This is a genomic window from Pseudoalteromonas translucida KMM 520 (assembly GCF_001465295.1).
GTDB lineage: Bacteria > Pseudomonadota > Gammaproteobacteria > Enterobacterales > Alteromonadaceae > Pseudoalteromonas > Pseudoalteromonas translucida.
In genome coordinates, this window is the sequence record NZ_CP011034.1 from 3,155,619 (window position 1) to 3,178,879 (window position 23,261).

The following is a 23,261-nucleotide window of genomic DNA, read 5'->3' on the forward strand; positions in this document are numbered from 1 at the left end:
TTGAAGCACTCATTAAATCAACCTACTTAACTAAGGGGCTATTTAAATTTGTTAAATTACCCAAGCAGTTATGCTAATTGGCTTTATTATTTATAACAAGCCATCGAATGCAGCATGAGTGTGCTGCGGCCATGCACTCACTTGTACTTGGCCAATATGTGGTTTTTGTAATAACAACATAACAAGACGAGATTGACCAATACCGCCACCAATTGTTTGCGGAAATTTATTTTGTATTAATGCCTTATGCCAATCAAACTCTAAACGGTCTTCGTCACTCGTCATACTTAATTGTTTTTGCAACACATCTGGACTAACGCGGATCCCCATTGAAGATAGCTCAAATGCGTCTTCTAATAATGGGTTCCACACTAAAATATCACCATTTAATCCTGCGTATTTGTCACAGGTTGGCGTTGACCAGTCATCGTAGTCTGGTGCTCTTACATCATGAATTTTACCATCACTCAATTTACCACCAATGCCAATTAAAAATACCGCCCCGTACTCTTGTGCAATCGCTTTTTCTCGTTGCTTAGCACTAAAATTTGGGTACATTTCTCGCACCTCTTCGCTATGTACAAATGTAATACTGCTTGGCAAAAATGGTGTAATACCAAATTTATCGCTAACAAATTGTTCCGTTTTTTTAATACCGGTATAGATTGCTTCAACTGTTTTTTTAAGTGTAGTTAGTGTGCGCTCGCTATCTTGGCAGATCACCTTTTCCCAATCCCATTGATCAACATATACTGAGTGAATAGGACTCAACGAGTCTTCATCTGGGCGTAACGCCTTCATTTGTGTATAAATGCCTTCACCATGAGAAAAGCTATGATCTCCTAATGTTTTACGTTTCCACTTTGCAAGTGAGTGCACTACTTCGTAACGGCTATCTGGAATAGCTTTTATATTTACAGCTACCGCATTTTCATGGCCACTTAAGTTGTCTTGAGTGCCATCGCCCACTCGAGCAAGTATAGGAGCTTGTACTTCTATTAATCCTAATTGCTGCTCTAGTTGCTGTGAAAAAAAATGCTTAACTTGACTTATTTGCTGCTGCTGCTGCACATAAAGTGAACTCATAATAATTGGCCTCATTCCCAGTTATTGTACTTTCGTAACTCATTGCGTCTTAAATAACGCTTCAATATGGTTATCGTAACAATTTAATTATTTAATTCAATAACCAACAATAAAAATAGCTTTAACGTATTAAAACCATCAATTAAATGCTATAAAAGATTAAGATTCAACAATCAAAGAGTGTAAAAGTAATGGAATATTATCAAATCGATAATCTCGATAAACAGATTCTGCATGCATTAATGGCCAATGCACGCACACCCTACGCAGAATTAGCAAAACGTTTTAATGTAAGTGCCGGCACAATTCATGTTCGTATTGAAAAAATGAAGCAAGCGGGGATCATCACAGGAACTCAATTAACTATTAGCACCAAGCAACTGGGCTATGATGTGTGCTGTTTTATTGGAATTAACTTAAATAGTGCCCGCGATTATCCGCAAACTCTAATTAAACTCGAAGCACTAGAGGAAGTTGTTGAAGCTTATTACACCACTGGTAACTACAGTATTTTTATCAAAGTAATGACTCGCTCAATCGATCATCTGCAAGATGTACTGATAAATAAAATACAAGCAATTGAAGCTATTCAATCAACAGAAACTCTTATATCGCTACAAAACCCAATTAGCCGCACAGTAATGCCTTAACACTAAAAATCTCGTATAATTACTGAAAAAGAGGATAATCATGCAGCAAACTCGCTATCAAAGAATCGCAGACGTACTTTCGCGCCGACAAACTGACCTAACAGTGTGTTTAGAGGACGTGCATAAACACCATAACCTTTCCGCTATCGTAAGAAGTGCAGACGCCGTAGGTTGTCATCATGTGCATGCCGTATGGCCAGAAAATCAAAAATGGCTTACTAATAATACCTCTGGTGGTAGTAAAAACTGGCTGGAAACACATTTACATAAAAATATTAACGATGCGGCAACAGCCATGCGTGCTCGTAATCCCGATATACAAATACTCGCAACTCACTTATCAACCGATGCCGTTGATTTTAGAGAAATAGACTACACCAAGCCAACCGCCATTATTGTTGGCCAAGAAAAAACGGGGATCTCAGAGCAAGCTTTAAAATACGCTGATCAAAACATTATTATACCCATGCAAGGGATGGTGCAATCACTTAATGTATCCGTTGCTGCTGCATTAATACTCTTTGAAGCACAACGTCAGCGCGAACTTGCAGGGCTTTATAATCGCAATATGTTGAGTGATGAAATTAAACATCCCATTTTTTTTGAAGGGTGTCATCCTATTATTGCTCGGCAATGTAAGCTAAAAAGGCTTCCCTACCCACCACTCGATGAGCACGGTGAAATAGTGGCTGATGAACAGTTTTGGCAAGCTTTAAAACATGCTTGATGCCACGTCGCACTATAAGTACACTTAACTCACTTACAAATAATAAGATTTGAGCCCACCTTGTCTAAACCTAGCTTAAGCCAATACCCAATAACAGAACTCAAAGGCGTTGGCCCTAAAATGGCCGAGCGATTGTTAAAGCTAGGTATTTCTACAGTACAAGACATGCTGTTTCATTTACCTCTTCGCTATGAAGACCGCACCCGGCTTTATACTATAAACGAGCTTTCATTGCACAGCCATGTAAGCGTGGAAGCAACAATTGAAACAAGCCAAATCACTTTTGGTAAAAGGCGCATGCTAGTTTGCCAAATAAACGATGGCACCGGCAGACTTACAGTACGGTTTTTTAATTTTACCGCGGCACAAAAAAACGCCCTCAGTGCAGGAAAAATAATACGTTGTTTTGGTGAAGTTCGCCGTGGCCGTGTAGGCTTTGAAATGAGTCATCCGGAATATAGCATAAGCGACACACCCAATGAGCAGCCTACGGCGACAACGCTTACTCCGGTTTATTCAACCACAGAAGGTTTAAAGCAATTATCAATTAGAGCACTTAGCGATCAAGCTATTAATCTATTGCAAAAATATTCAGTAGAAGAGTTACTTCCGGCGCAATGGCAACCTTCTAATTTAGGGCTAAGTGATGCCTTACTACTATTACATCGCCCGCCTAACGACATAGACGTAATTGCACTTGAACAAGGTACCCATCCGGCTCAGCAGCGGCTCGTTTTTGAAGAGTTACTAGCGCAAAACCTCAGCTTGTTAAAAATACGCCAACAAGGGCAACAAGTTAAAGCAGTCAGCTTAGATTCTAACAACGCACTAGAAAGCCAATTTTTAGCGCAACTCCCTTTTGATCCAACCAATGCACAAAGTCGTGTAGTAGCCGAGATTAAAGGTGATTTACAACAGCCCTATCCTATGATGCGTTTAGTACAAGGCGATGTTGGCTCAGGTAAAACATTAGTAGCAGCATTAAGTGCATTGACTGCTATAGCACAAGGTTTTCAAGTAGCTTTAATGGCTCCTACCGAAATTCTCTCCGAGCAGCATGGGATTAACTTTAATAACTGGTTTAACCAATTAGGCATAACAGTTGCCTGGCTTGGCGGTAAAACTAAAGGTAGAGAGCGTGTAACTACACTTGAAAAGATAGCCTCCGGTGAGGCGCAAATGATCGTCGGTACCCATGCGCTATTTCAAGACGAGGTGAAGTTTCATAACCTCGTGCTTATTATCATCGATGAACAACATCGTTTTGGTGTTCATCAACGATTATCACTGCGTGAAAAAGGCCGCTTTGGCGACTGCTACCCGCATCAACTAGTCATGACAGCAACACCTATACCTCGCACACTTGCAATGACCGCTTATGCCGATTTAGAGACCTCAGTAATAGATGAATTACCACCGGGTCGCACACCCATAACAACAGTGGCATTACCAGACACTCGTCGAGGCGATATTATCAAGCGCGTTAAATTAGCCTGCCATGAGCAAGGCAGGCAAGTTTATTGGGTATGTACGCTCATCGATGAATCAGAAGTGCTGCAATGCCAAGCCGCCGAAGATAGTGCGCTGCAATTAAAAGAAGCCTTACCAGAGCTAAACGTAAGCCTTATACATGGACGAATGAAAGCTGCAGAAAAGCAAGCCATTATGAGTGAGTTTAAAGCTGGTAATATTCATGTTTTAGTCGCAACCACAGTCATTGAGGTAGGAGTAGATGTACCTAATGCCAGTTTGATTATTATAGAAAACCCTGAGCGTTTAGGTTTAGCACAATTACACCAACTACGTGGTCGAGTGGGGCGTGGAGCTACCGCTTCGCATTGTGTACTTTTATACCATGCACCTCTCTCACATACAGCGCAAAAGCGCCTAGGCGTGTTAAGAGATAGTAACGATGGTTTTGTTATAGCCGAGCGAGACTTAGAGATCCGCGGCCCGGGTGAAGTGCTCGGCACTAAACAAACCGGTTTAGCTGAATTTAAAATTGCCGATCTAACCCGCGACAAACATACTTTAAATCAAGTCAGGCCAATAGCACAGCAAATGCTAATACAGCACCCAAAACAAGTCGATGCGCTTATAAATAGATGGCTTGGTAATAAATCTAACTACGCACTAGCTTAAAACTGCGCTCTTTCACAATATCGAGATTATCCCTAGTACTTTCCAGCTTAAGTTTTACTTTTCTGCAGACGTAAAAAAGCCCGAATCGTTAGATTCGGGCTTTCTACAATTAGGAGCCTGGCAATGTCCTACTTTCACATAGCAAATGCTACACTATCATCGGCGCTGTTTCGTTTCACTACTGAGTTCGGCATGGGGTCAGGTGGGTCCAAAACGCTATTGTTACCAAGCAAATTAGGGCGTTAATTCGTATTACTACAAATTAACTGAATTTGGAAAATATCTGATAATATTTTTTAAGTCGTTCTTCAGTAATATCTACTTTAGTTATATTAACTTCTTGCTTGAACTGTCACATAAAACGCGTTTGGCGTTGTATGGTTAAGCCTCACGGGTAATTAGTACAAGTTAGCTTAATGCCTCACAGCACTTCCACATCTTGCCTATCAACGTTGTAGTCTCCAACGGCCCTTCAGAGAGCTTATAGCTCTAGTGAGAAATCATCTCGAGGCCTGCTTCGCGCTTAGATGCTTTCAGCGCTTATCAGTTCCGAACGTAGCTACCGGGCAATGCCATTGGCATGACAACCCGAACACCAGCGGTTCGTTCACTCCGGTCCTCTCGTACTAGGAGCAACCCCTCTCAATTCTCAAACGCCCACGGCAGATAGGGACCGAACTGTCTCACGACGTTCTAAACCCAGCTCGCGTACCACTTTAAATGGCGAACAGCCATACCCTTGGGACCGACTTCAGCCCCAGGATGTGATGAGCCGACATCGAGGTGCCAAACACCGCCGTCGATATGAACTCTTGGGCGGTATCAGCCTGTTATCCCCGGAGTACCTTTTATCCGTTGAGCGATGGCCCTTCCATTCAGAACCACCGGATCACTATGACCTACTTTCGTACCTGCTCGACGTGTCTGTCTCGCAGTTAAGCTGGCTTCTACCATTACACTAACCGTACGATGTCCGACCGTACTTAGCCAACCTTCGTGCTCCTCCGTTACTCTTTAGGAGGAGACCGCCCCAGTCAAACTACCCACCAGGCACTGTCCGTAACCCCGATTCAGGGGCCAACGTTAGAACATCAAAACTACAAGGGTGGTATTTCAAGGTTGACTCCAACAAAACTAGCGTCTCATCTTCAAAGTCTCCCACCTATCCTACACATGTAGGTTCAATGTTCAGTGCCAAGCTGTAGTAAAGGTTCACGGGGTCTTTCCGTCTAGCCGCGGGTACACAGCATCTTCACTGCGATTTCAATTTCACTGAGTCTCGGGTGGAGACAGCGTGGCCATGGTTACACCATTCGTGCAGGTCGGAACTTACCCGACAAGGAATTTCGCTACCTTAGGACCGTTATAGTTACGGCCGCCGTTTACCGGGGCTTCGATCAAGAGCTTCTCCCTAAGGATAACCCCATCAATTAACCTTCCGGCACCGGGCAGGTGTCACACCGTATACGTCATCTTGCGATTTTGCACAGTGCTGTGTTTTTAATAAACAGTCCCAGCCACCTGGTCACTGCGGCTCCCGTCCGCTTAGAGAGCAAGTCTCATCACAGATAGGAGCGTACCTTCTCCCGAAGTTACGGTACGATTTTGCCTAGTTCCTTCACCCGAGTTCTCTCAAGCGCCTTAGTATTCTCTACCTGACCACCTGTGTCGGTTTGGGGTACGATTCCATATAATCTGAAGCTTAGAGGCTTTTCCTGGAAGTATGGCATCAGCAACTTCATCACCTTAGTGACTCGTCTCGTGTCTCAGGTTTAATGTTCGTCCGGATTTACCTAAACAAACGCCCTACTCACTTTCACATGGACTACCAACGCCATGCTTGCTTAGCCTGCTCCGTCCCCCCATCGCAATTATATCGAGTACAGAAATATTAATCTGTTTCCCATCGACTACGCCTTTCGGCCTCGCCTTAGGGGTCGACTTACCCTACCCTGATTAACATGGGATAGGAACCCTTGGTCTTCCGGCGTGGGAGTTTTTCACTCCCATTATCGTTACTCATGTCAGCATTCGCACTTCTGATACCTCCAGCATACCTCCCGGTACACCTTCAACGGCTTACAGAACGCTCCCCTACCACTCATCCTAAGATGAATCCGCAGCTTCGGTGCATAGTTTAGCCCCGTTACATCTTCCGCGCAGACCGACTCGACCAGTGAGCTATTACGCTTTCTTTAAAGGATGGCTGCTTCTAAGCCAACCTCCTGGCTGTCTGGGCCTTTCCACATCGTTTCCCACTTAACTATGACTTTGGGACCTTAGCTGGCGGTCTGGGTTGTTTCCCTCTTCACGACGGACGTTAGCACCCGCCGTGTGTCTCCCGGATATTACTTTACGGTATTCGGAGTTTGCAAAGGGTTGGTAAGTCGGGATGACCCCCTAGCCTTAACAGTGCTCTACCCCCGTAAGTATTCGTCCGAGGCTCTACCTAAATAGATTTCGGGGAGAACCAGCTATCTCCCGGTTTGATTAGCCTTTCACTCCTAACCACAAGTCATCCCCTAACTTTTCAACGTTAGTGGGTTCGGTCCTCCAGTTGATGTTACTCAACCTTCAACCTGCTCATGGCTAGATCACCGGGTTTCGGGTCTATACCTTGCAACTATTCGCCCAGTTAAGACTCGGTTTCCCTACGGCTACCCTAATCGGTTAACCTCGCTACAAAATATAAGTCGCTGACCCATTATACAAAAGGTACGCAGTCACCCAACACGTGGGCTCCTACTGCTTGTACGTACACGGTTTCAGGTTCTATTTCACTCCCCTCACAGGGGTTCTTTTCGCCTTTCCCTCACGGTACTGGTTCACTATCGGTCAGTTGGGAGTATTTAGCCTTAGATGATGGTCCACCTATATTCAGTCAAAGTTTCACGTGCTCCGACCTACTCGATTTCACTTAAAATGTCTTTTCATGTACGGGACTATCACCCTGTATCGTGGTGCTTTCCAGCAGCCTTCCATTAACACATAATAAGCTTAAGGGCTGTTCCGATTTCGCTCGCCGCTACTTTCGGAATCTCGGTTGATTTCTTTTCCTACGGGTACTTAGATGTTTCAGTTCTCCGCGTTCGCCTCGTTAACCTATGTATTCAGTTAACGATACCTGCAAGCAGGTGGGTTTCCCCATTCGGAAATCCTAGTCTCAAGTGCTTTTTACTAGCTTGACTAGGCTTATCGCAAGTTAATACGTCCTTCATCGCCTCCAACTGCCAAGGCATCCACCGTGTACGCTTAGTCACTTAACCATACAACCCAAACGGGTCTTTGTTGTGTGACAGTTTAACTTCGCCAGAAGTCAATATTGAATACTAAAGTAGATACCAATCAATCAACTCATAAGAGTTAATTAAATGGCACTGAATGGTACTGCTACCATTCTTTTTTTTACTTTTGAAAACTCTTGATAAATACAATGTATCTATCAGAATTTTATTATCAGCTTTTCCAAATTTTTAAAGAGCATATTAATTAGTTATCCCGAAGGACAAGCACTAATTAACAATCATCTGTGTGGACACTACGAACAAATAAGTTCTAAATCGTATAAGGAGGTGATCCAGCCCCAGGTTCCCCTAGGGCTACCTTGTTACGACTTCACCCCAGTCATGAATCACTCCGTGGTAAACGTCCTCCCGAGGGTTAGACTATCTACTTCTGGAGCAACCCACTCCCATGGTGTGACGGGCGGTGTGTACAAGGCCCGGGAACGTATTCACCGCGTCATTCTGATACGCGATTACTAGCGATTCCGACTTCATGGAGTCGAGTTGCAGACTCCAATCCGGACTACGACGCACTTTAAGTGATTCGCTTACCTTCGCAGGTTCGCAGCACTCTGTATGCGCCATTGTAGCACGTGTGTAGCCCTACACGTAAGGGCCATGATGACTTGACGTCGTCCCCACCTTCCTCCGGTTTATCACCGGCAGTCTCCTTAGAGTTCTCAGCATTACCTGCTAGCAACTAAGGATAGGGGTTGCGCTCGTTGCGGGACTTAACCCAACATCTCACAACACGAGCTGACGACAGCCATGCAGCACCTGTATCAGAGTTCCCGAAGGCACCAAACCATCTCTGGTAAGTTCTCTGTATGTCAAGTGTAGGTAAGGTTCTTCGCGTTGCATCGAATTAAACCACATGCTCCACCGCTTGTGCGGGCCCCCGTCAATTCATTTGAGTTTTAACCTTGCGGCCGTACTCCCCAGGCGGTCTACTTAATGCGTTAGCTTTGAAAAACAGAACCGAGGCTCCGAGCTTCTAGTAGACATCGTTTACGGCGTGGACTACCGGGGTATCTAATCCCGTTTGCTCCCCACGCTTTCGTACATGAGCGTCAGTGTTGACCCAGGTGGCTGCCTTCGCCATCGGTATTCCTTCAGATCTCTACGCATTTCACCGCTACACCTGAAATTCTACCACCCTCTATCACACTCTAGTTTGCCAGTTCGAAATGCAGTTCCCAGGTTGAGCCCGGGGCTTTCACATCTCGCTTAACAAACCGCCTGCGTACGCTTTACGCCCAGTAATTCCGATTAACGCTCGCACCCTCCGTATTACCGCGGCTGCTGGCACGGAGTTAGCCGGTGCTTCTTCTGTCAGTAACGTCACAGCTAACGGGTATTAACCGTTAACCTTTCCTCCTGACTGAAAGTGCTTTACAACCCGAAGGCCTTCTTCACACACGCGGCATGGCTGCATCAGGCTTGCGCCCATTGTGCAATATTCCCCACTGCTGCCTCCCGTAGGAGTCTGGGCCGTGTCTCAGTCCCAGTGTGGCTGATCATCCTCTCAAACCAGCTAGGGATCGTCGCCTTGGTGAGCCATTACCTCACCAACTAGCTAATCCCACTTGGGCCAATCTAAAGGCGAGAGCCGAAGCCCCCTTTGGTCCGTAGACATTATGCGGTATTAGCAGTCGTTTCCAACTGTTGTCCCCCACCTCAAGGCATGTTCCCAAGCATTACTCACCCGTCCGCCGCTCGTCAGCAAAGAAGCAAGCTTCTCTCTGTTACCGCTCGACTTGCATGTGTTAGGCCTGCCGCCAGCGTTCAATCTGAGCCATGATCAAACTCTTCAATTAAAAAGTTTTATGTCTTTCGACAGCTCAATGAATTCTGAATTTATTTTAATATCTTTCGATATTGAATTGACTGTGCCGAAGCAACTTATAAATAAGTTACTTCTGTTGGTCACTCAGTTTTCAATTGAGACTCTAATTTGTTTGCCTCGCTAATTACCCATAAAGAGTAAGCAGTTTGGCTGTTAGAACTCAATCTGTACGAGTGCCCACACAGATGATTGCTTTATATTGTTAAAGAACGTTTTGATTCGCTTTAGCGTCTCAAGGGATGCGTATAATACATCCTTTATTTTTCGAGTCAATACTTTGTTTTAAACTTTCTTTTTGGAAGATTTAAAACCGAAGTTTTATTTAACTCTCTAAGTAGTTCTCGTCTCAGTGGGGTCGCATTATAGGGAGATCCGAAAACAGATCAACTGTTTTTTAAAGAAAACTTGAAATAAACTGCTGTTCGCTGGGTATTTGAGCTAAACGCTCAAAAACACAACTAAACTACTATCGTTAAGAGATTTATAGAGCTATTTGAAATGAAAATTATGGCAACTACTAATGAATAAAGACATATTTGGATTATCTATGCTGAATAACTAACCAATATGAGAAGACGCGTATTACTTAAAATCATTTAAAGTAATCGAAAGGCAAAAATTGAATTGATCGAGCTATGCTTAATCATAGTTTTATAATATTAAGAAATAAGTTTACTTAGGTCGTAATACTTAACCTATGAGATTCTTAATATTAGGTATATAGATAAATGAGTACACGTTATGTCTTATAAGCAGATTTATAAATATAAACTTCGTAGGAGCCGCTCTACTGGATAATCTAAGTTTTGCAGCTGTATTATATAGTAGCTATAAACGAACAATATATAGTGAAGATAATCCTTAACTAGGTAGGGATATTAAAGCAGGTGTTAAAACAATTTATCAATTTAGAATCTATGAGTCAGTACTCGTAAATGATCATATATAGAAGGTAATTACTGATTCATATAGATTAACAAATTTTTGGCAAGAAAAAGCCGAGCATAAGCTCGGCTTTTAGGTTTCTTTAAGACTTACTCTGCAGACTGTGCGTCTTCTTGAACTGCTTCGCTAGTCGCTGGGCGACCAACTAGTTCAATATAAGCCATTGGTGCATTATCACCAGTACGGAAGCCACACTTAAGAATACGAGTGTAACCACCTGGACGATCCGCGTTACGTGGACCGATTTCACTGAATAACTTACCAACAACTTCATTATCACGCGTGCGAGCAAACGCTAAACGGCGATTTGCTACACTGTCAGTCTTAGCCAGTGTGATTAAAGGTTCAATTACACGACGTAACTCTTTCGCTTTAGGCAAAGTAGTTTTGATGATTTCATGTTTCACCAAAGAACCTGCCATATTGCTAAACATCGCTTTACGATGGCTACTGTTACGGTTTAATTGACGACCACTCTTACGATGGCGCATGACCCTATCCTTCTAACTAAACTAATATAGTGATTTAGATTATTCAGCTAAACTTGCAGGTGGCCAATTTTCTAGGCGCATGCCTAGAGAAAGTCCACGTGAAGCTAGCACGTCTTTAATTTCAGTTAGAGACTTCTTACCTAAATTAGGCGTTTTAAGAAGCTCAACTTCAGTGCGCTGAACTAAATCACCGATATATTGAATTTGCTCGGCTTTCAAACAATTTGCTGAGCGTACTGTTAGTTCAAGATCATCAACTGGACGAAGTAGAATAGGATCGAATTCTGGCTTCTCTTCTTTCTCTTCTGGCTCAGTTACATCACGTAAATCTACGAATGCATCTAATTGCTCAGCTAAGATAGTAGACGCACGGCGGATCGCTTCTTCTGGATCTAAAGTGCCGTTTGTTTCCATATCAATGATTAACTTGTCTAAATCTGTACGTTGCTCAACTCGAGCTGATTCAACCGAGTACGCAATACGTTCAACTGGGCTAAATGATGCATCAAGCAACAATCTACCAATTGGACGCTCATCGTCATCAGAGGATAAACGACTAGATGCCGGCACATAACCACGACCACGTTCAACACGAATACGCATGCTGATCTCGCTGTTATTTGTTGTTAAATTACAAATAACATGATCTGGGTTAGCAATTGTTACATCGCCATCGTGCTGAATATCTGACGCAGTCACAGGGCCTACACCAGATTTAGCCAGGGTCAGAAAAACTTCATCTTTGCCTTCTAACGTTACTGCTAAACCTTTTAGGTTTAGTAGTATTTCAATGATGTCTTCTTGAACGCCTTCTTTCGCGCTGTACTCATGCAATACACCGTCGATTTCAACTTCAGTTACTGCACATCCAGGCATAGATGAAAGCAGTATACGGCGTAAGGCATTACCCAAAGTGTGACCGAAGCCACGCTCAAGTGGTTCTAAAACTATTTTAGAACGTGTTGGGTTGATAGCGTCGATATCGACTAACCTTGGTTTTAGAAATTCTGTAACAGAACCCTGCATTTTATCCTCTCTTAACTCTTAACTTTACTTAGAGTAAAGTTCGACGATTAGTTGTTCATTAATGTCCGCAGACAGATCTGAACGCTCAGGTAGACGCTTAAAGCTGCCTTCCAATTTCTTACCGTCAACTTCAACCCAAGTCGGCTTTTCACGTTGCTCAGCCAACTCTAGAGCAGCGATGATACGTGCTTGTGTTTTAGACTTCTCACGGATTACAACAGTATCTTCTGGAGTAATTACGTATGAAGGAACATTCACAACACGACCATTAACTAAAATCGCTTTATGGCTTACTAACTGACGTGCTTCTGCACGTGTACTAGCAAAACCCATGCGATATACAACATTGTCTAAACGTTGCTCTAATAGCTGTAACAAGTTTTCACCTGTATTACCTTTAAGGCGAGCAGCTTCTTTGTAGTAGTTACGGAATTGCTTTTCTAATACACCGTAGATACGACGTACTTTTTGCTTTTCACGTAATTGTAAACCGTAATCAGATAAGCGACCTTTACGAGCGCCATGCTGACCAGGTGCAGTCTCAAGTTTACACTTAGAGTCGATAGCTCTTACGCCGCTCTTAAGGAACAGGTCAGTGCCTTCACGACGACTCAGCTTGAGCTTAGGGCCCAAATATCTTGCCATGTTATTTCTCCTAACCTATTGTTAAACGCGACGTTTCTTCGGTGGACGACAACCATTATGTGGTATTGGCGTCACGTCAGTAATGTTGGTAATACGGTAGCCAGCAGCATTCAAAGCACGTACAGCAGATTCACGACCTGGACCTGGACCTTTGATGAAAACTTCTAGATTTTTTAAACCGTATTCTTGAGCAGCAGTACCTGCACGCTCTGCAGCAACCTGAGCAGCAAATGGAGTAGATTTACGTGAACCACGGAAACCTGAACCACCGGCAGTAGCCCATGATAGTGCATTACCTTGACGATCGGTAATCGTTACAATAGTGTTGTTGAAAGAAGCATGAACATGAGCCATACCATCAGCAACTTGTTTTTTAACCTTTTTACGACGAATTGGTGTCTTAGCCATAATACTATCCCCTTATCGCTTAATAGGCTTACGAGGACCCTTACGGGTACGCGCGTTAGTCTTAGTTCTTTGACCACGTAGTGGTAAAGAGCGACGGTGACGTAGGCCACGATAACAACCAAGGTCCATTAGGCGCTTGATATTTAAAGTAACTTCACGACGAAGATCACCTTCAACGGTGTACTTGCCAACTGCATCACGCAATACGTCAAGAGTTTCGTCTGAAAGTTCACCGATTTTTGTGGTCTCGGCGATACCAGTCGCTGCTAAGATAGCCTTAGAGCGAGTCTTACCTATGCCATAAATAGCTGTTAAACCAATAACTGCATGTTTATGATCAGGGACGTTAATGCCAGCAATACGGGCCACTAACACATCTCCTATATTCGAATTTGGTAATCATCTGTTTGAAGAGCCCGTAAGGATACTCAAACGAAGACCAAATCACTACTAAAAACACAGGCCGAGAAAACTCAGCCTGCACGCTGTTTACTTAACCTTGCCTTTGCTTATGCTTAGGCTCACTGCAAATTACGCGTACTACACCAGCACGTTTAATAACTTTACAGTTACGGCATATTTTCTTAACGGAAGCACGTACTTTCATTGCTCAACTCCGTAAACTGACCTTATCGACCATAGCCTTTAAGGTTCGCTTTTTTCAGCACAGAATCATACTGATGAGACATCAGGTGAGTCTGTACTTGTGCCATAAAGTCCATGATAACAACAACGATAATCAAAATTGATGTACCGCCGAAGTAGAATGGCGTTTGCCATGCCATTGTCATGAATTCAGGCACCAGACAGATAAAGGTTATATACAAAGCACCTGCCAATGTCAGGCGTGTCATCACTTTATCAATGTATTTAGATGTCTGCTCACCTGGACGAATACCTGGGATAAATGCGCCAGATTTCTTCAGGTTATCTGCTGTTTCACGTGGGTTAAACACCAACGCTGTGTAGAAAAAGCAGAAGAAGATGATAGCTGCTGCTAAAACCATTGCATACAATGGCTGACCTGGGGTCAACGTTGTAGCTATAGCTTGTAACACATCAGCGACCGGACCTTCACCCTGGCCGAACCAGCTGGCAATTGTACCAGGGAACAGAATTATACTGCTAGCGAAAATTGGTGGAATAACACCCGCCATATTTACTTTTAGTGGTAAATGCGTGCTTTGGGCAGCAAATACTTGACGACCTTGTTGGCGTTTAGCGTAGTTAACAACAATACGTCGTTGGCCACGTTCAAAAAACACTACAAGATAAGTAACAGCGAATACGATTACCGCAACCATCAACAGTACAAAAACATTCAAATCACCTTGGCGCGCCATTTCAGCTGTCGAACCAATAGCAGACGGCAGGTTAGCTACAATACCAACAAATATTAAAACAGAGATACCGTTACCGATACCACGCTCTGTTATTTGTTCGCCCAACCACATAAGGAACATAGTACCAGTCACTAAACTCACCACTGCGGTGAAATAGAAACCCATACCAGGGTTAACAACTAACCCTTCGATCATGCCCGGTAAGCTTGTGGCAATACCGATTGATTGGATAGTAGCAAGCACAAGCGTGCCATAGCGTGTGTACTGGCTAATTTTTTTACGCCCTTGCTCACCTTCTTTCTTAAGCTCTATAAACGGAGGATACATATGCGTTAATAGTTGCGTAATAATCGAAGCCGAGATATACGGCATAATACCCAGTGCTAACACTGAAGCTCGCTCAAGCGCACCACCGCTAAACATGTTGAACATCTCAACAATGGTGCCCTTTTGTTGCTCGAAGAAATCGGCAAGTACAGCGGCGTCAATCCCAGGGATCGGCACAAATGAACCTAGACGGTATATAATGATAGCACCTAATACGAAGAGTAATCGGCGCTTCAATTCCGAAAGTCCACCTTGTGCACTTTGCATATCTTGACCTGGTTTAGCCATTAGTACTTCCTTAGTCTTCTACCTTGCCTCCGGCAGCTTCGATAGCTTCGCGTGCACCTTTAGTGGCTCTAAGGCCCTTAACGGTAACAGCGCGTGAAACTTCGCCAGATTTAACAACTTTAACGAACAAAACGTTCTTTTTAACTAGACCAGCTGCTTGTAACGCGCTTAGGTCTACCACATCGCCTTCTACTTTAGCGATTTCGTATAGGTTTATTTCTGCAGATACTAATGATTTGCGAGAAGTGAAACCGAACTTAGGTAGACGACGTTGCATAGGCATTTGACCGCCTTCGAAACCAACGCGTACTTTACCGCCAGAACGTGATTTTTGACCTTTGTGACCACGACCACCAGTCTTACCAAGACCAGAACCGATACCACGACCAACACGTTTTGGAGCAGTTTTTGAACCTGCAGCAGGTGAAAGTGTATTCAAATGCATGAAATTAACCCTCTACCTTAACCATGTAAGAAACCTGGTTTATCATACCACGTACACATGCTGTGTCTTCTAACTCAACAGTGTGGTTGATACGACGTAAACCAAGACCGCGTAATGTAGCTTTATGTTTCGGTAAACGACCGATAGAGCTTTTTACTTGTGTTACTTTTACAGTTTGATTTGCCATGGTTACCCCAGTATCTCGTCTATGCGAAGACCACGTTTAGCAGCAATCGTCTGTGGAGAATTCATATTCTCAAGAGCAGAGATTGTTGCACGCACTACGTTGATTGGGTTAGTAGAACCGTAACATTTAGAAAGTACGTTCTGCACACCAGTCACTTCTAGTACCGCACGCATTGCACCACCCGCGATGATACCAGTACCTTCAGATGCTGGTTTCATAAACACTTGTGAGCCAGCATGACGTCCTTTAACAGGATGCTGTAATGTGTTGCCATTTAGGTCTACATTGATCATATTGCGACGTGCTTTTTCCATTGCTTTTTGAATAGCAGCTGGAACTTCACGTGCTTTACCATAACCAAAACCTACTTTACCTGCGCCATCACCAACTACTGTTAGTGCTGTAAAGCTAAAGATACGACCACCTTTAACTACTTTAGACACACGGTTCACCGCGATTAGCTTTTCAGCTAGATCAGGCTGTTGTTGCTTTGCTTCTACGTTAGCCATTGTCTACTCCTAGAATTGCAAACCGGCTTCACGCGCAGCATCAGCTAGCGCCTTCACACGGCCGTGATATTTAAAGCCACTACGATCAAAAGCAATCTTTTCGATGCCTTTGTCAGCCGCACGTTCAGCAACCGCTTTACCAACTGCTTGCGCAGCTGCAACGTTGCCGGTGCCTTTAACTGTTTCGCAAATAGCTTTTTCAACAGTAGAAGCAGCAGCCAGTACAGTACCCTCAGCAGTAACTACTTGAGCGTATATGTGACGTGGCGTGCGGTGGATAACAAGACGCGTTGTGCCTTGTTCAATATAATTTCTACGAGTGCGTTTAGCACGACGTAGACGAGCTGTTTTTTTATCCATCGTCTTACCTTACTTCTTCTTAGCCTCTTTACGGCGCACATTCTCATCTGAATAACGAACACCCTTGCCTTTATATGGCTCAGGTTTACGGTATGCACGAATGTTAGCAGCTGTTTGACCAACTAACTGCTTATCTACGCCCTTAACTAGAACTTCTGTTTGGCTTGGAGTTTCAATCGTAATTCCTTCAGGAACTGCGAAATGAACTGGGTGCGAGAAACCAAGAGTTAAATCTAATGTTTTACCCTTAGCTGCTGCACGATAACCAACGCCTACTAACTGAAGTTTCTTCTCGTAACCTTCATGCGTACCAACAATCATATTGTTGATTAGAGCGCGAGCAGTACCTGCTTGAGCCCATGCATCTGTTACGCCTTCACGAGGTAAAGTTGTAATAACGTTTTCTTCAACTTTTACTTCAACAGCGTTGTTGATAGTACGAGTTAATTCACCGTTTTTGCCTTTAACTGTGATTTCCTGGCCTTTTAATGTAACTTCTACACCGGCAGGAACACTAATTGGTGCCTTTGCTATGCGAGACATAGTTCCCCTCCGATTAAGCTACAAAACCAATGATTTCACCACCAACGCCTGCACTACGTGCTGCGCGGTCTGTCATTAGGCCTTTAGAAGTTGATACGATAGCGATACCTAGACCACCCATTACCTTTGGTAATTCGTCACGTCTCTTATAGATACGTAAACCAGGGCGGCTAACACGCTGGATATTTTCAATAACAGCTTTGCCTTCGAAGTACTTCAATTCGATAGAAAGCTCAGGTTTTACGTCGCCATTGATTGCGAAATCAGCGATGTAACCTTCATTTTTTAATACTTTAGCTACTGCTACTTTCAGTTTTGAATTAGGCATCGTTACAGATACTTTCTTCGCTGACTGACCGTTACGGATTCGTGTAAACAAATCCGCGATAGGATCTTGCAAGCTCATAGTCTTACTCCCGTGATTCTTTTACCAGCTAGCTTTTTTAAGGCCAGGAATTTCACCGCGCATAGCTGCTTCGCGAACTTTAATACGGCTCATGCCGAATTTGCGAAGGAAACCATGTGGGCGGCCCGTAATGTTACAACGATTACGCTGACGTACAGGGCTAGAATCACGTGGTAAAGCTTGTAGCTTAAGTACCGCGTCCCAACGATCATCTTCAGATGTATTAACATCACTGATGATAGCTTTTAGTGCTGTGCGCTTTTCAGCGAACTGAGCAACTAGTTTTGTGCGCTTTGCTTCGCGCGCTTTCATAGAATTCTTTGCCATAACCCTACCCTTATTTCTTGAATGGGAAGTTAAACGCTTCTAACAACGCACGGCCTTCCTCATCAGATTTCGCAGAAGTAGTGATAGTAATATCCATACCGCGTACACGGTCTACTTTATCGTAATCGATTTCTGGGAAGATGATTTGTTCACGTACGCCCATGCTGTAGTTACCACGTCCATCAAAAGACTTAGCACTTACGCCACGGAAGTCGCGAATACGTGGGATAGCGATTGATACCAAACGCTCAAAAAAGTCCCACATACGTTCGCCACGTAGGGTTACTTTACAACCTATCGGGTAACCTTCACGCACTTTGAAGCCAGCAACAGATTTGCGTGCTTTAGTGATTAAAGGTTTCTGACCAGAGATTGCAGCTAGATCCGCAACAGCGTTATCTAGAATTTTCTTGTCAGCTAGGGCTTCGCCCACGCCCATATTCAATGTGATCTTTTCGATCAGAGGGACTTGCATGACAGAGCTGAAACCAAACTTCTCTTGAAGTTCAGCAACTACTTTGTCTTTATATACTTCATGCAGTTTCGCCATCATTCTACTCCAACTATTAAATAGTTTTACCAGTAGATTTAAAGATACGTAATTTCTTACCATCTTCAATCTTGAAACCTACACGATCTGCTTTACTCGTTTCCGAGTTGTAGATCGCAACGTTTGATACGTCGATAGACGCTTCTTTCTCAACAATACCGCCAGGTTGGTTCAATTGTGGAACCGGCTTTTGGTGTTTTTTGATCAAGTTTATGCCTTCGACAAATAATCTTCCAGATTCAGTAACAACTGAAAGCACTTTGCCGCGCTTACCTTTGTCTTTACCTGCTAGAACGATTACTTCGTCATCACGACGGATTTTTGCTGCCATGATAGACTCCTTACAGTACTTCTGGGGCTAGTGAAACGATTTTCATGAACTTATCATTACGAAGTTCACGAGTCACAGGGCCGAAGATACGAGTACCAATAGGCTGCAAGTTATCATTTAAGATAACAGCTGCATTGCTATCGAAACGGATCAAAGAACCGTCTGGACGACGAACGCCTTTTTTGGTGCGCACAACTACCGCGTTTTTAACATCACCTTTCTTCACTTTACCGCGAGGAATAGCTTCTTTAACAGAAACTTTAATGATGTCGCCAATCGCTGCATAGCGACGGTGAGAACCACCAAGGACTTTTATACACTGCACTTTGCGAGCGCCGCTGTTATCAGCAACTTCCAGCTGAGTTTGCATTTGGATCATGTTAATGACCTCCGGTGTAGTAATTACAACTTGTCTTAAATTCGTTTAGAATCAAGACATTTCGATTGAAATCCACTCAAAAAACAAGCTAGTTGTCTCTTAAGGGCGGGCAATTGTACCAGCATTACGGGGGGAGCGGTAGGTTATTTTTTAATTAATTATGAGGGAAAGCTAATTAATATTGAGTAATTACGGCTATCTAGCTATTTTACATGTGGTTACAAAACAAACAAGGCACTATCTTAGTGCCTTGTAGATTATTTATCAGGGTTTTAGCCAAACAAACCTTTCAATTTATCTTTAAGTTTGTCTTTTGCTTTTTCTTTGAGCTTTTCTTTTGCTTCTTCTTTAAGCGCATTACCAAAATCAAGCTTAATGCCTACATCATGGAATGGCCCTTTAATGCGCAGTGGTATTTTAAAGCCGGTACTATCATCGGTTGTACCCTGCCCCTCAATAGAATCCACTATACCGGTTACTAGTCGGTAATTAATAATAGTATTCGGTAAATCTACATCACCTTCGCCTGAAATACGGATCAGTGGGCTGATTAACGACAGGTCGTTATTATGGCCCACCCCATTAGTAAACTTAAAGCTGCCCGTTAATGCTGAGAAGTCGGTTTGCTGTGACTTATCAAAGCCAGTATCTAGCCCTTCTGATACTGCCCCTACATTACCTTTAAGCAATTCTTTACCTTTGCGAATCATTTCAGCTATATTTGCACCTTTTACTGCGCCATTAGCAAACTCAAACCCTAGCTCACCATTGAGTGCGTTAACAAACTCTTTTTGGCTTTGCCCAGTTGTGGTTAAGTTCCAACCTAATGAGCCATTCCCCATTAACTTATCAAACCCTGCGGCATCGGTTAATAACGGTTGTGCATCAATACCGGCTAAATCAAAATTAGTGGTTATTTTATAAGGTGTTTGCTGGGCATTTATATTAATTGCCCCTTTGCCTGTTCCGTCATAGGCTGCAAAGTTATCTAAGCTTAATTTAGCGACACTATTTTTTAATGTTACTGTAAATTGGTTTGCACCGAGTTTAATATCATTAGCTTTTAAACCACTTGAGCGTATTACTACATTAGCATCAAGTGCATTTAAGGCACTTAAGTCTATTTTAGTGTCGTCCCATACAATGGGCTCTGCTGGTTTGGTTTCGTCTGTAGTTGGCTGCTCTTTTTTAGCTACGGCTTCTGGTAAGTATGGGTTTAAGTCAAGCATACCTAAGTCAATGTCAGCATTTACTGCTAAGCGGTTACCTAAGTTTAGCTCGCTCTTACCTTTTATTTGCAGTGCATCTAATGTGGCAATAAGCTCTTCAAGCTTAAATTTCTCACCCGCTAAATGCATTTTGCCATTTACACTAAAGGCGTTAAATGCATTTTCTTTAGCGTCTAACTCTACACCTTGCCATTTGGCTATATTTTTTACTGAGTCCCCACTTAGCGCTAACTGACCTTTTATATCTTGGCCTTGTTTGGCAATAGTTCCTTCAAAAGTTAAATCAACTAAACGTGAATCTAAACTTTGTTGAACATTAAAAGTAGCGCCTTCAATCGCTTTTGCGGGCGTATCTAGCTTTACATCAAGTTCAAAACGCTCTTGCATGTAAGTTATTGCGCCTTTTACTTCTAATGTTTTACGCAGTGATGGAAGTAAAATAGCCAGTTCTAAATCACTTATTTGCTGTTTAACCCCGGTTTTACCATCTAAATAAGTAAAGGTACCACCATAAATAGCAACCTCTCCTAGCTCAATGTCAAAGTTCTCAGGTAATTTTATCGCTTCCGCTGATCCTGTTTGCTCTTTAGGCTGCTCAGCTACCGCATCAAATAGCTGCCAGTTAGCTTTACCGTTTTTATCTGTCTCTAATAAAATATCAGGCTCGTTAATAACAAACTTATCGAGTTTAAACTCCCCATCTAATAGCGATAGCCAAGGGATATGTACTGCAAGTTGCTGCATACTTGCCATATCGGCGCGCGAGCCCGATTTCATGTTCGCAAAATGTACGTCGTTAAGTTCTAATTTTAATGCAGGAAACACGCTCAGCGTTTTATCGCCTTTAATAGTTAATGTACGTCCTGTGGTTTGTTCCACCTGCTCAGAGACTTTATTAAAAATAGCATCAGTAGGAATTAAAAAGGGTGCTGCAACAATAAGCGCAATACATAACAGCAGTATTACACCTATAATTTTAAATAAGGTTTTCATGATCGTCCTTTCAAATGTGCAAATAATACTCATATCATAGCGAGAGTTATCGCTAAAATCATTGTCAGTACTAAAAAAAATAACTTTCAACTAATTTATTTTTTAATGATGAATCTACGCGCTAATAATATCAACACTATTTAAATATTAACAAACAACACATACCCGCTTTATAAAAAACAATAAATCATTACTTTTCAACAAGTAATATACAAAAAGCACACCACCGTATGATTTTCAAACAATCTAATCGAACTGAGTTTTCACCACTTAAGTTAACTATTTTATTGTTTTAATAAATTAATAATTATGAGCACTTTAACTGTTGTATTCTTAAGGCTTGTATATGCCTCTGTTGTTATTGCAAGATTTGCGCTAAAATAGACCAGCTAAAAAATGCATCTAACTCGAGGTTCTACAAGGCATGAAAAAACTGCTAATTTCACCGTCACAAATGTCGCTAGGCGAGCAAGAAAACCAAATATATCAAAACATTCTGAAGCAATCCTCAGAACTCAGCCTAAATCTAATGGCCGTGAAAGTAGAAAACCACCCAGATGATTTTTTACTTTGGTGCTATGAACTGCTTAACGCAAGCAAAGAGCGTATGAATTACGACTTGCTAGAGCCGCAACAGTTACCGGTACTAAAAAAACTGCACGACCAACTTATTTCTGCTATTAGCTTTTTACAAGTTAAAACGTTACGTGTAGCGCCTTGGCCTGTAGTAACTACATTTATTGAGCAGCACAAAGATCTTATTGCACTTGATGAGCAACTTCGCTTAACTAGCTACATTGCAAGCATTCGCCCGCAATCACTTAAAGATATGATCCCAGAAGACTTACTTGCGTTTAGTGGTAAGCACATGGCATCGCTTGATCCAAGCACTTATAACTTTGATGTTGAATGGTTTGCATCAACTAAAAGCGCTAAAGCGTTTCATCAACTACTGGCCGATATGCCTGATGCGTTTGATGATGCACTTAGCAATATTCCGTTGGAAGGTAATATTACTCATTATGAGTACCAACAATTTGTTGCAGCTTACTTAAAAGCTTTTAGCGATGGTAACGAAAAGCCAACGCTCGCTCCAGCAACTCGCTTATTAGCGATGCGCCGTCCTGACGTATTTACTCCTATTAGCAATAATAGATTAGATGCTTTATGTGGCGCACTAGGTGTTAGCAAACTAAAAAACACTGACTTTGAGCGTTACTGGCAAGACATAGTACAAAAAATTCAAACTCTGTCTTGGTTTAAAATGGCTAAAGCAGACAACGAATTAGAAGAGCAGCTGGTAAGCATTAAAGCGCTTATTCCGTGCTTTTTTTACTATGCCGACACCACAACAGCCGATAGCTCTAATTACATCAAGCTGCTAAGCAAACCAAAGCGTAGTACTTCAGGTACAGGTAAAACTAAGCGTAGAGGTAAAGAGTCTGCAGAAATTTTAGTAGACCGCGCACTTGCAGCTGACGATATTCCTGAGCATATTCGTAGCAAACGTGATTCTATTATTAATGAAGTACAAAAAGGTCGTGGAGTTAACGAAACAATTAGCTTAATGCGTACTATTTTTGGTTAATTATTAATAACTAACCTAGCAGCGCCGATTTGGTGCAGCTAGGTTAATTTATGCACCACAAATGTAAAACCCCTTAAAACCTTATCTCTGCACCTCTCCCTCCAATAATTATAAACCATTGTTTTAAAACAACTAAAACCATATTCACTGCCATAAAGTGAAGCTGGCATATCCCGTGCAATCTTCTTTTCTGTTAAATAATAAAA

23 protein-coding genes and 3 rRNA genes are annotated in these 23,261 nt (G+C 42.7%); 4 read left to right on the top strand and 22 right to left on the bottom strand.

Annotated elements, in window-relative coordinates:
* Positions 1–90 precede the first annotated feature (90 nt).
* Positions 91–1,086 carry an aspartate--ammonia ligase gene (asnA, locus tag PTRA_RS14545; RefSeq protein ID WP_058374320.1) on the bottom strand — a complete coding sequence of 332 codons (996 nt, stop codon included), beginning with the start codon at positions 1,084–1,086 and terminating at the stop codon, positions 91–93.
* A 191-nt stretch (positions 1,087–1,277) separates the two neighbouring features.
* Here asnA and asnC point away from each other — a divergent pair, with 191 nt between their 5' ends.
* Genes asnC through recG form a run of 3 tightly spaced genes read left to right on the top strand, consistent with a single transcriptional unit; the run spans position 1,278 to position 4,605 of the window.
* Positions 1,278–1,736, top strand: a complete 459-nt coding sequence (gene asnC, locus PTRA_RS14550) for a transcriptional regulator AsnC (RefSeq protein WP_058374321.1) — start codon at positions 1,278–1,280, stop codon at positions 1,734–1,736.
* A gap of 40 nt (positions 1,737–1,776) precedes the next feature.
* Positions 1,777–2,463: a tRNA (guanosine(18)-2'-O)-methyltransferase TrmH gene (trmH, locus tag PTRA_RS14555; RefSeq protein ID WP_058374322.1), complete on the top strand. Its 687-nt coding sequence runs from the start codon at positions 1,777–1,779 to the stop codon at positions 2,461–2,463.
* 60 nt (positions 2,464–2,523) lie between these two features.
* On the top strand, positions 2,524–4,605 hold the full coding sequence (recG, locus tag PTRA_RS14560) for an ATP-dependent DNA helicase RecG (protein WP_058374323.1): 2,082 nt from the start codon (positions 2,524–2,526) through the stop codon (positions 4,603–4,605).
* 115 nt (positions 4,606–4,720) lie between these two features.
* On the opposite strand, the gene rrf is transcribed toward recG, so the two are convergent.
* The 21 genes from rrf to PTRA_RS14665 all read right to left on the bottom strand — a co-directional run bounded on the left by rrf (position 4,721) and on the right by PTRA_RS14665 (position 21,467).
* Positions 4,721–4,835: ribosomal RNA gene (rrf, locus tag PTRA_RS14565) — 5S ribosomal RNA — on the bottom strand.
* Positions 4,836–4,982: 147 nt separating this feature from the next.
* Positions 4,983–7,871, bottom strand: a 23S ribosomal RNA gene (locus PTRA_RS14570).
* 299 nt (positions 7,872–8,170) lie between these two features.
* Positions 8,171–9,706, bottom strand: a 16S ribosomal RNA gene (locus PTRA_RS14575).
* Together the 16S, 23S and 5S rRNA genes form the textbook arrangement of a ribosomal RNA operon.
* A gap of 1,063 nt (positions 9,707–10,769) precedes the next feature.
* Positions 10,770–11,171, bottom strand: a complete 402-nt coding sequence (gene rplQ / locus PTRA_RS14580) for a 50S ribosomal protein L17 (RefSeq protein WP_002959450.1) — start codon at positions 11,169–11,171, stop codon at positions 10,770–10,772.
* Between the two features lie 39 nt (positions 11,172–11,210).
* On the bottom strand, positions 11,211–12,197 hold the full coding sequence (locus PTRA_RS14585) for a DNA-directed RNA polymerase subunit alpha (protein WP_011329437.1): 987 nt from the start codon (positions 12,195–12,197) through the stop codon (positions 11,211–11,213).
* A 24-nt stretch (positions 12,198–12,221) separates the two neighbouring features.
* A complete protein-coding gene (gene rpsD / locus PTRA_RS14590) occupies positions 12,222–12,842 on the bottom strand; it encodes a 30S ribosomal protein S4 (protein ID WP_058374324.1) in 621 nt (206 codons plus the stop codon).
* A 21-nt stretch (positions 12,843–12,863) separates the two neighbouring features.
* Positions 12,864–13,250 (bottom strand): 30S ribosomal protein S11, encoded by a 387-nt coding sequence (rpsK, locus tag PTRA_RS14595; protein WP_002959471.1) that lies wholly within the window; start codon positions 13,248–13,250, stop codon positions 12,864–12,866.
* A 12-nt stretch (positions 13,251–13,262) separates the two neighbouring features.
* Entirely contained in the window at positions 13,263–13,619 is a 357-nt protein-coding gene (rpsM, locus tag PTRA_RS14600) for a 30S ribosomal protein S13 (protein ID WP_006794252.1), read from the bottom strand.
* Positions 13,620–13,743: 124 nt separating this feature from the next.
* Entirely contained in the window at positions 13,744–13,857 is a 114-nt protein-coding gene (rpmJ, locus tag PTRA_RS14605; RefSeq protein ID WP_002959476.1) for a 50S ribosomal protein L36, read from the bottom strand.
* Between the two features lie 22 nt (positions 13,858–13,879).
* Positions 13,880–15,208: a preprotein translocase subunit SecY gene (secY, locus tag PTRA_RS14610; protein ID WP_058374325.1), complete on the bottom strand. Its 1,329-nt coding sequence runs from the start codon at positions 15,206–15,208 to the stop codon at positions 13,880–13,882.
* A 10-nt stretch (positions 15,209–15,218) separates the two neighbouring features.
* A complete protein-coding gene (gene rplO / locus PTRA_RS14615) occupies positions 15,219–15,653 on the bottom strand; it encodes a 50S ribosomal protein L15 (protein ID WP_011329440.1) in 435 nt (144 codons plus the stop codon).
* Positions 15,654–15,657: 4 nt separating this feature from the next.
* A complete protein-coding gene (gene rpmD / locus PTRA_RS14620) occupies positions 15,658–15,840 on the bottom strand; it encodes a 50S ribosomal protein L30 (RefSeq protein WP_011329441.1) in 183 nt (60 codons plus the stop codon).
* 2 nt (positions 15,841–15,842) lie between these two features.
* Positions 15,843–16,349, bottom strand: coding sequence for a 30S ribosomal protein S5 (gene rpsE / locus PTRA_RS14625; protein WP_058374326.1), 507 nt, complete (start codon positions 16,347–16,349; stop codon positions 15,843–15,845).
* Between the two features lie 9 nt (positions 16,350–16,358).
* Positions 16,359–16,709: a 50S ribosomal protein L18 gene (gene rplR / locus PTRA_RS14630; RefSeq protein WP_011329443.1), complete on the bottom strand. Its 351-nt coding sequence runs from the start codon at positions 16,707–16,709 to the stop codon at positions 16,359–16,361.
* A 9-nt stretch (positions 16,710–16,718) separates the two neighbouring features.
* On the bottom strand, positions 16,719–17,252 hold the full coding sequence (gene rplF / locus PTRA_RS14635; protein ID WP_011329444.1) for a 50S ribosomal protein L6: 534 nt from the start codon (positions 17,250–17,252) through the stop codon (positions 16,719–16,721).
* Positions 17,253–17,265: 13 nt separating this feature from the next.
* A complete protein-coding gene (rpsH, locus tag PTRA_RS14640; protein ID WP_011329445.1) occupies positions 17,266–17,658 on the bottom strand; it encodes a 30S ribosomal protein S8 in 393 nt (130 codons plus the stop codon).
* A gap of 21 nt (positions 17,659–17,679) precedes the next feature.
* Positions 17,680–17,985, bottom strand: coding sequence for a 30S ribosomal protein S14 (rpsN, locus tag PTRA_RS14645; protein ID WP_011329446.1), 306 nt, complete (start codon positions 17,983–17,985; stop codon positions 17,680–17,682).
* Between the two features lie 10 nt (positions 17,986–17,995).
* Entirely contained in the window at positions 17,996–18,535 is a 540-nt protein-coding gene (gene rplE / locus PTRA_RS14650) for a 50S ribosomal protein L5 (RefSeq protein ID WP_011329447.1), read from the bottom strand.
* Positions 18,536–18,551: 16 nt separating this feature from the next.
* Entirely contained in the window at positions 18,552–18,866 is a 315-nt protein-coding gene (gene rplX / locus PTRA_RS14655; RefSeq protein WP_011329448.1) for a 50S ribosomal protein L24, read from the bottom strand.
* A gap of 10 nt (positions 18,867–18,876) precedes the next feature.
* Entirely contained in the window at positions 18,877–19,245 is a 369-nt protein-coding gene (rplN, locus tag PTRA_RS14660; protein WP_011329449.1) for a 50S ribosomal protein L14, read from the bottom strand.
* 272 nt (positions 19,246–19,517) lie between these two features.
* Positions 19,518–21,467, bottom strand: coding sequence for an AsmA family protein (locus PTRA_RS14665; protein WP_058374327.1), 1,950 nt, complete (start codon positions 21,465–21,467; stop codon positions 19,518–19,520).
* 424 nt (positions 21,468–21,891) lie between these two features.
* On the opposite strand from PTRA_RS14665, the gene PTRA_RS14670 reads away from it, so the two are divergent.
* Positions 21,892–23,055 (top strand): hypothetical protein, encoded by a 1,164-nt coding sequence (locus tag PTRA_RS14670; RefSeq protein ID WP_058374328.1) that lies wholly within the window; start codon positions 21,892–21,894, stop codon positions 23,053–23,055.
* Positions 23,056–23,261: the final 206 nt, after the last annotated feature.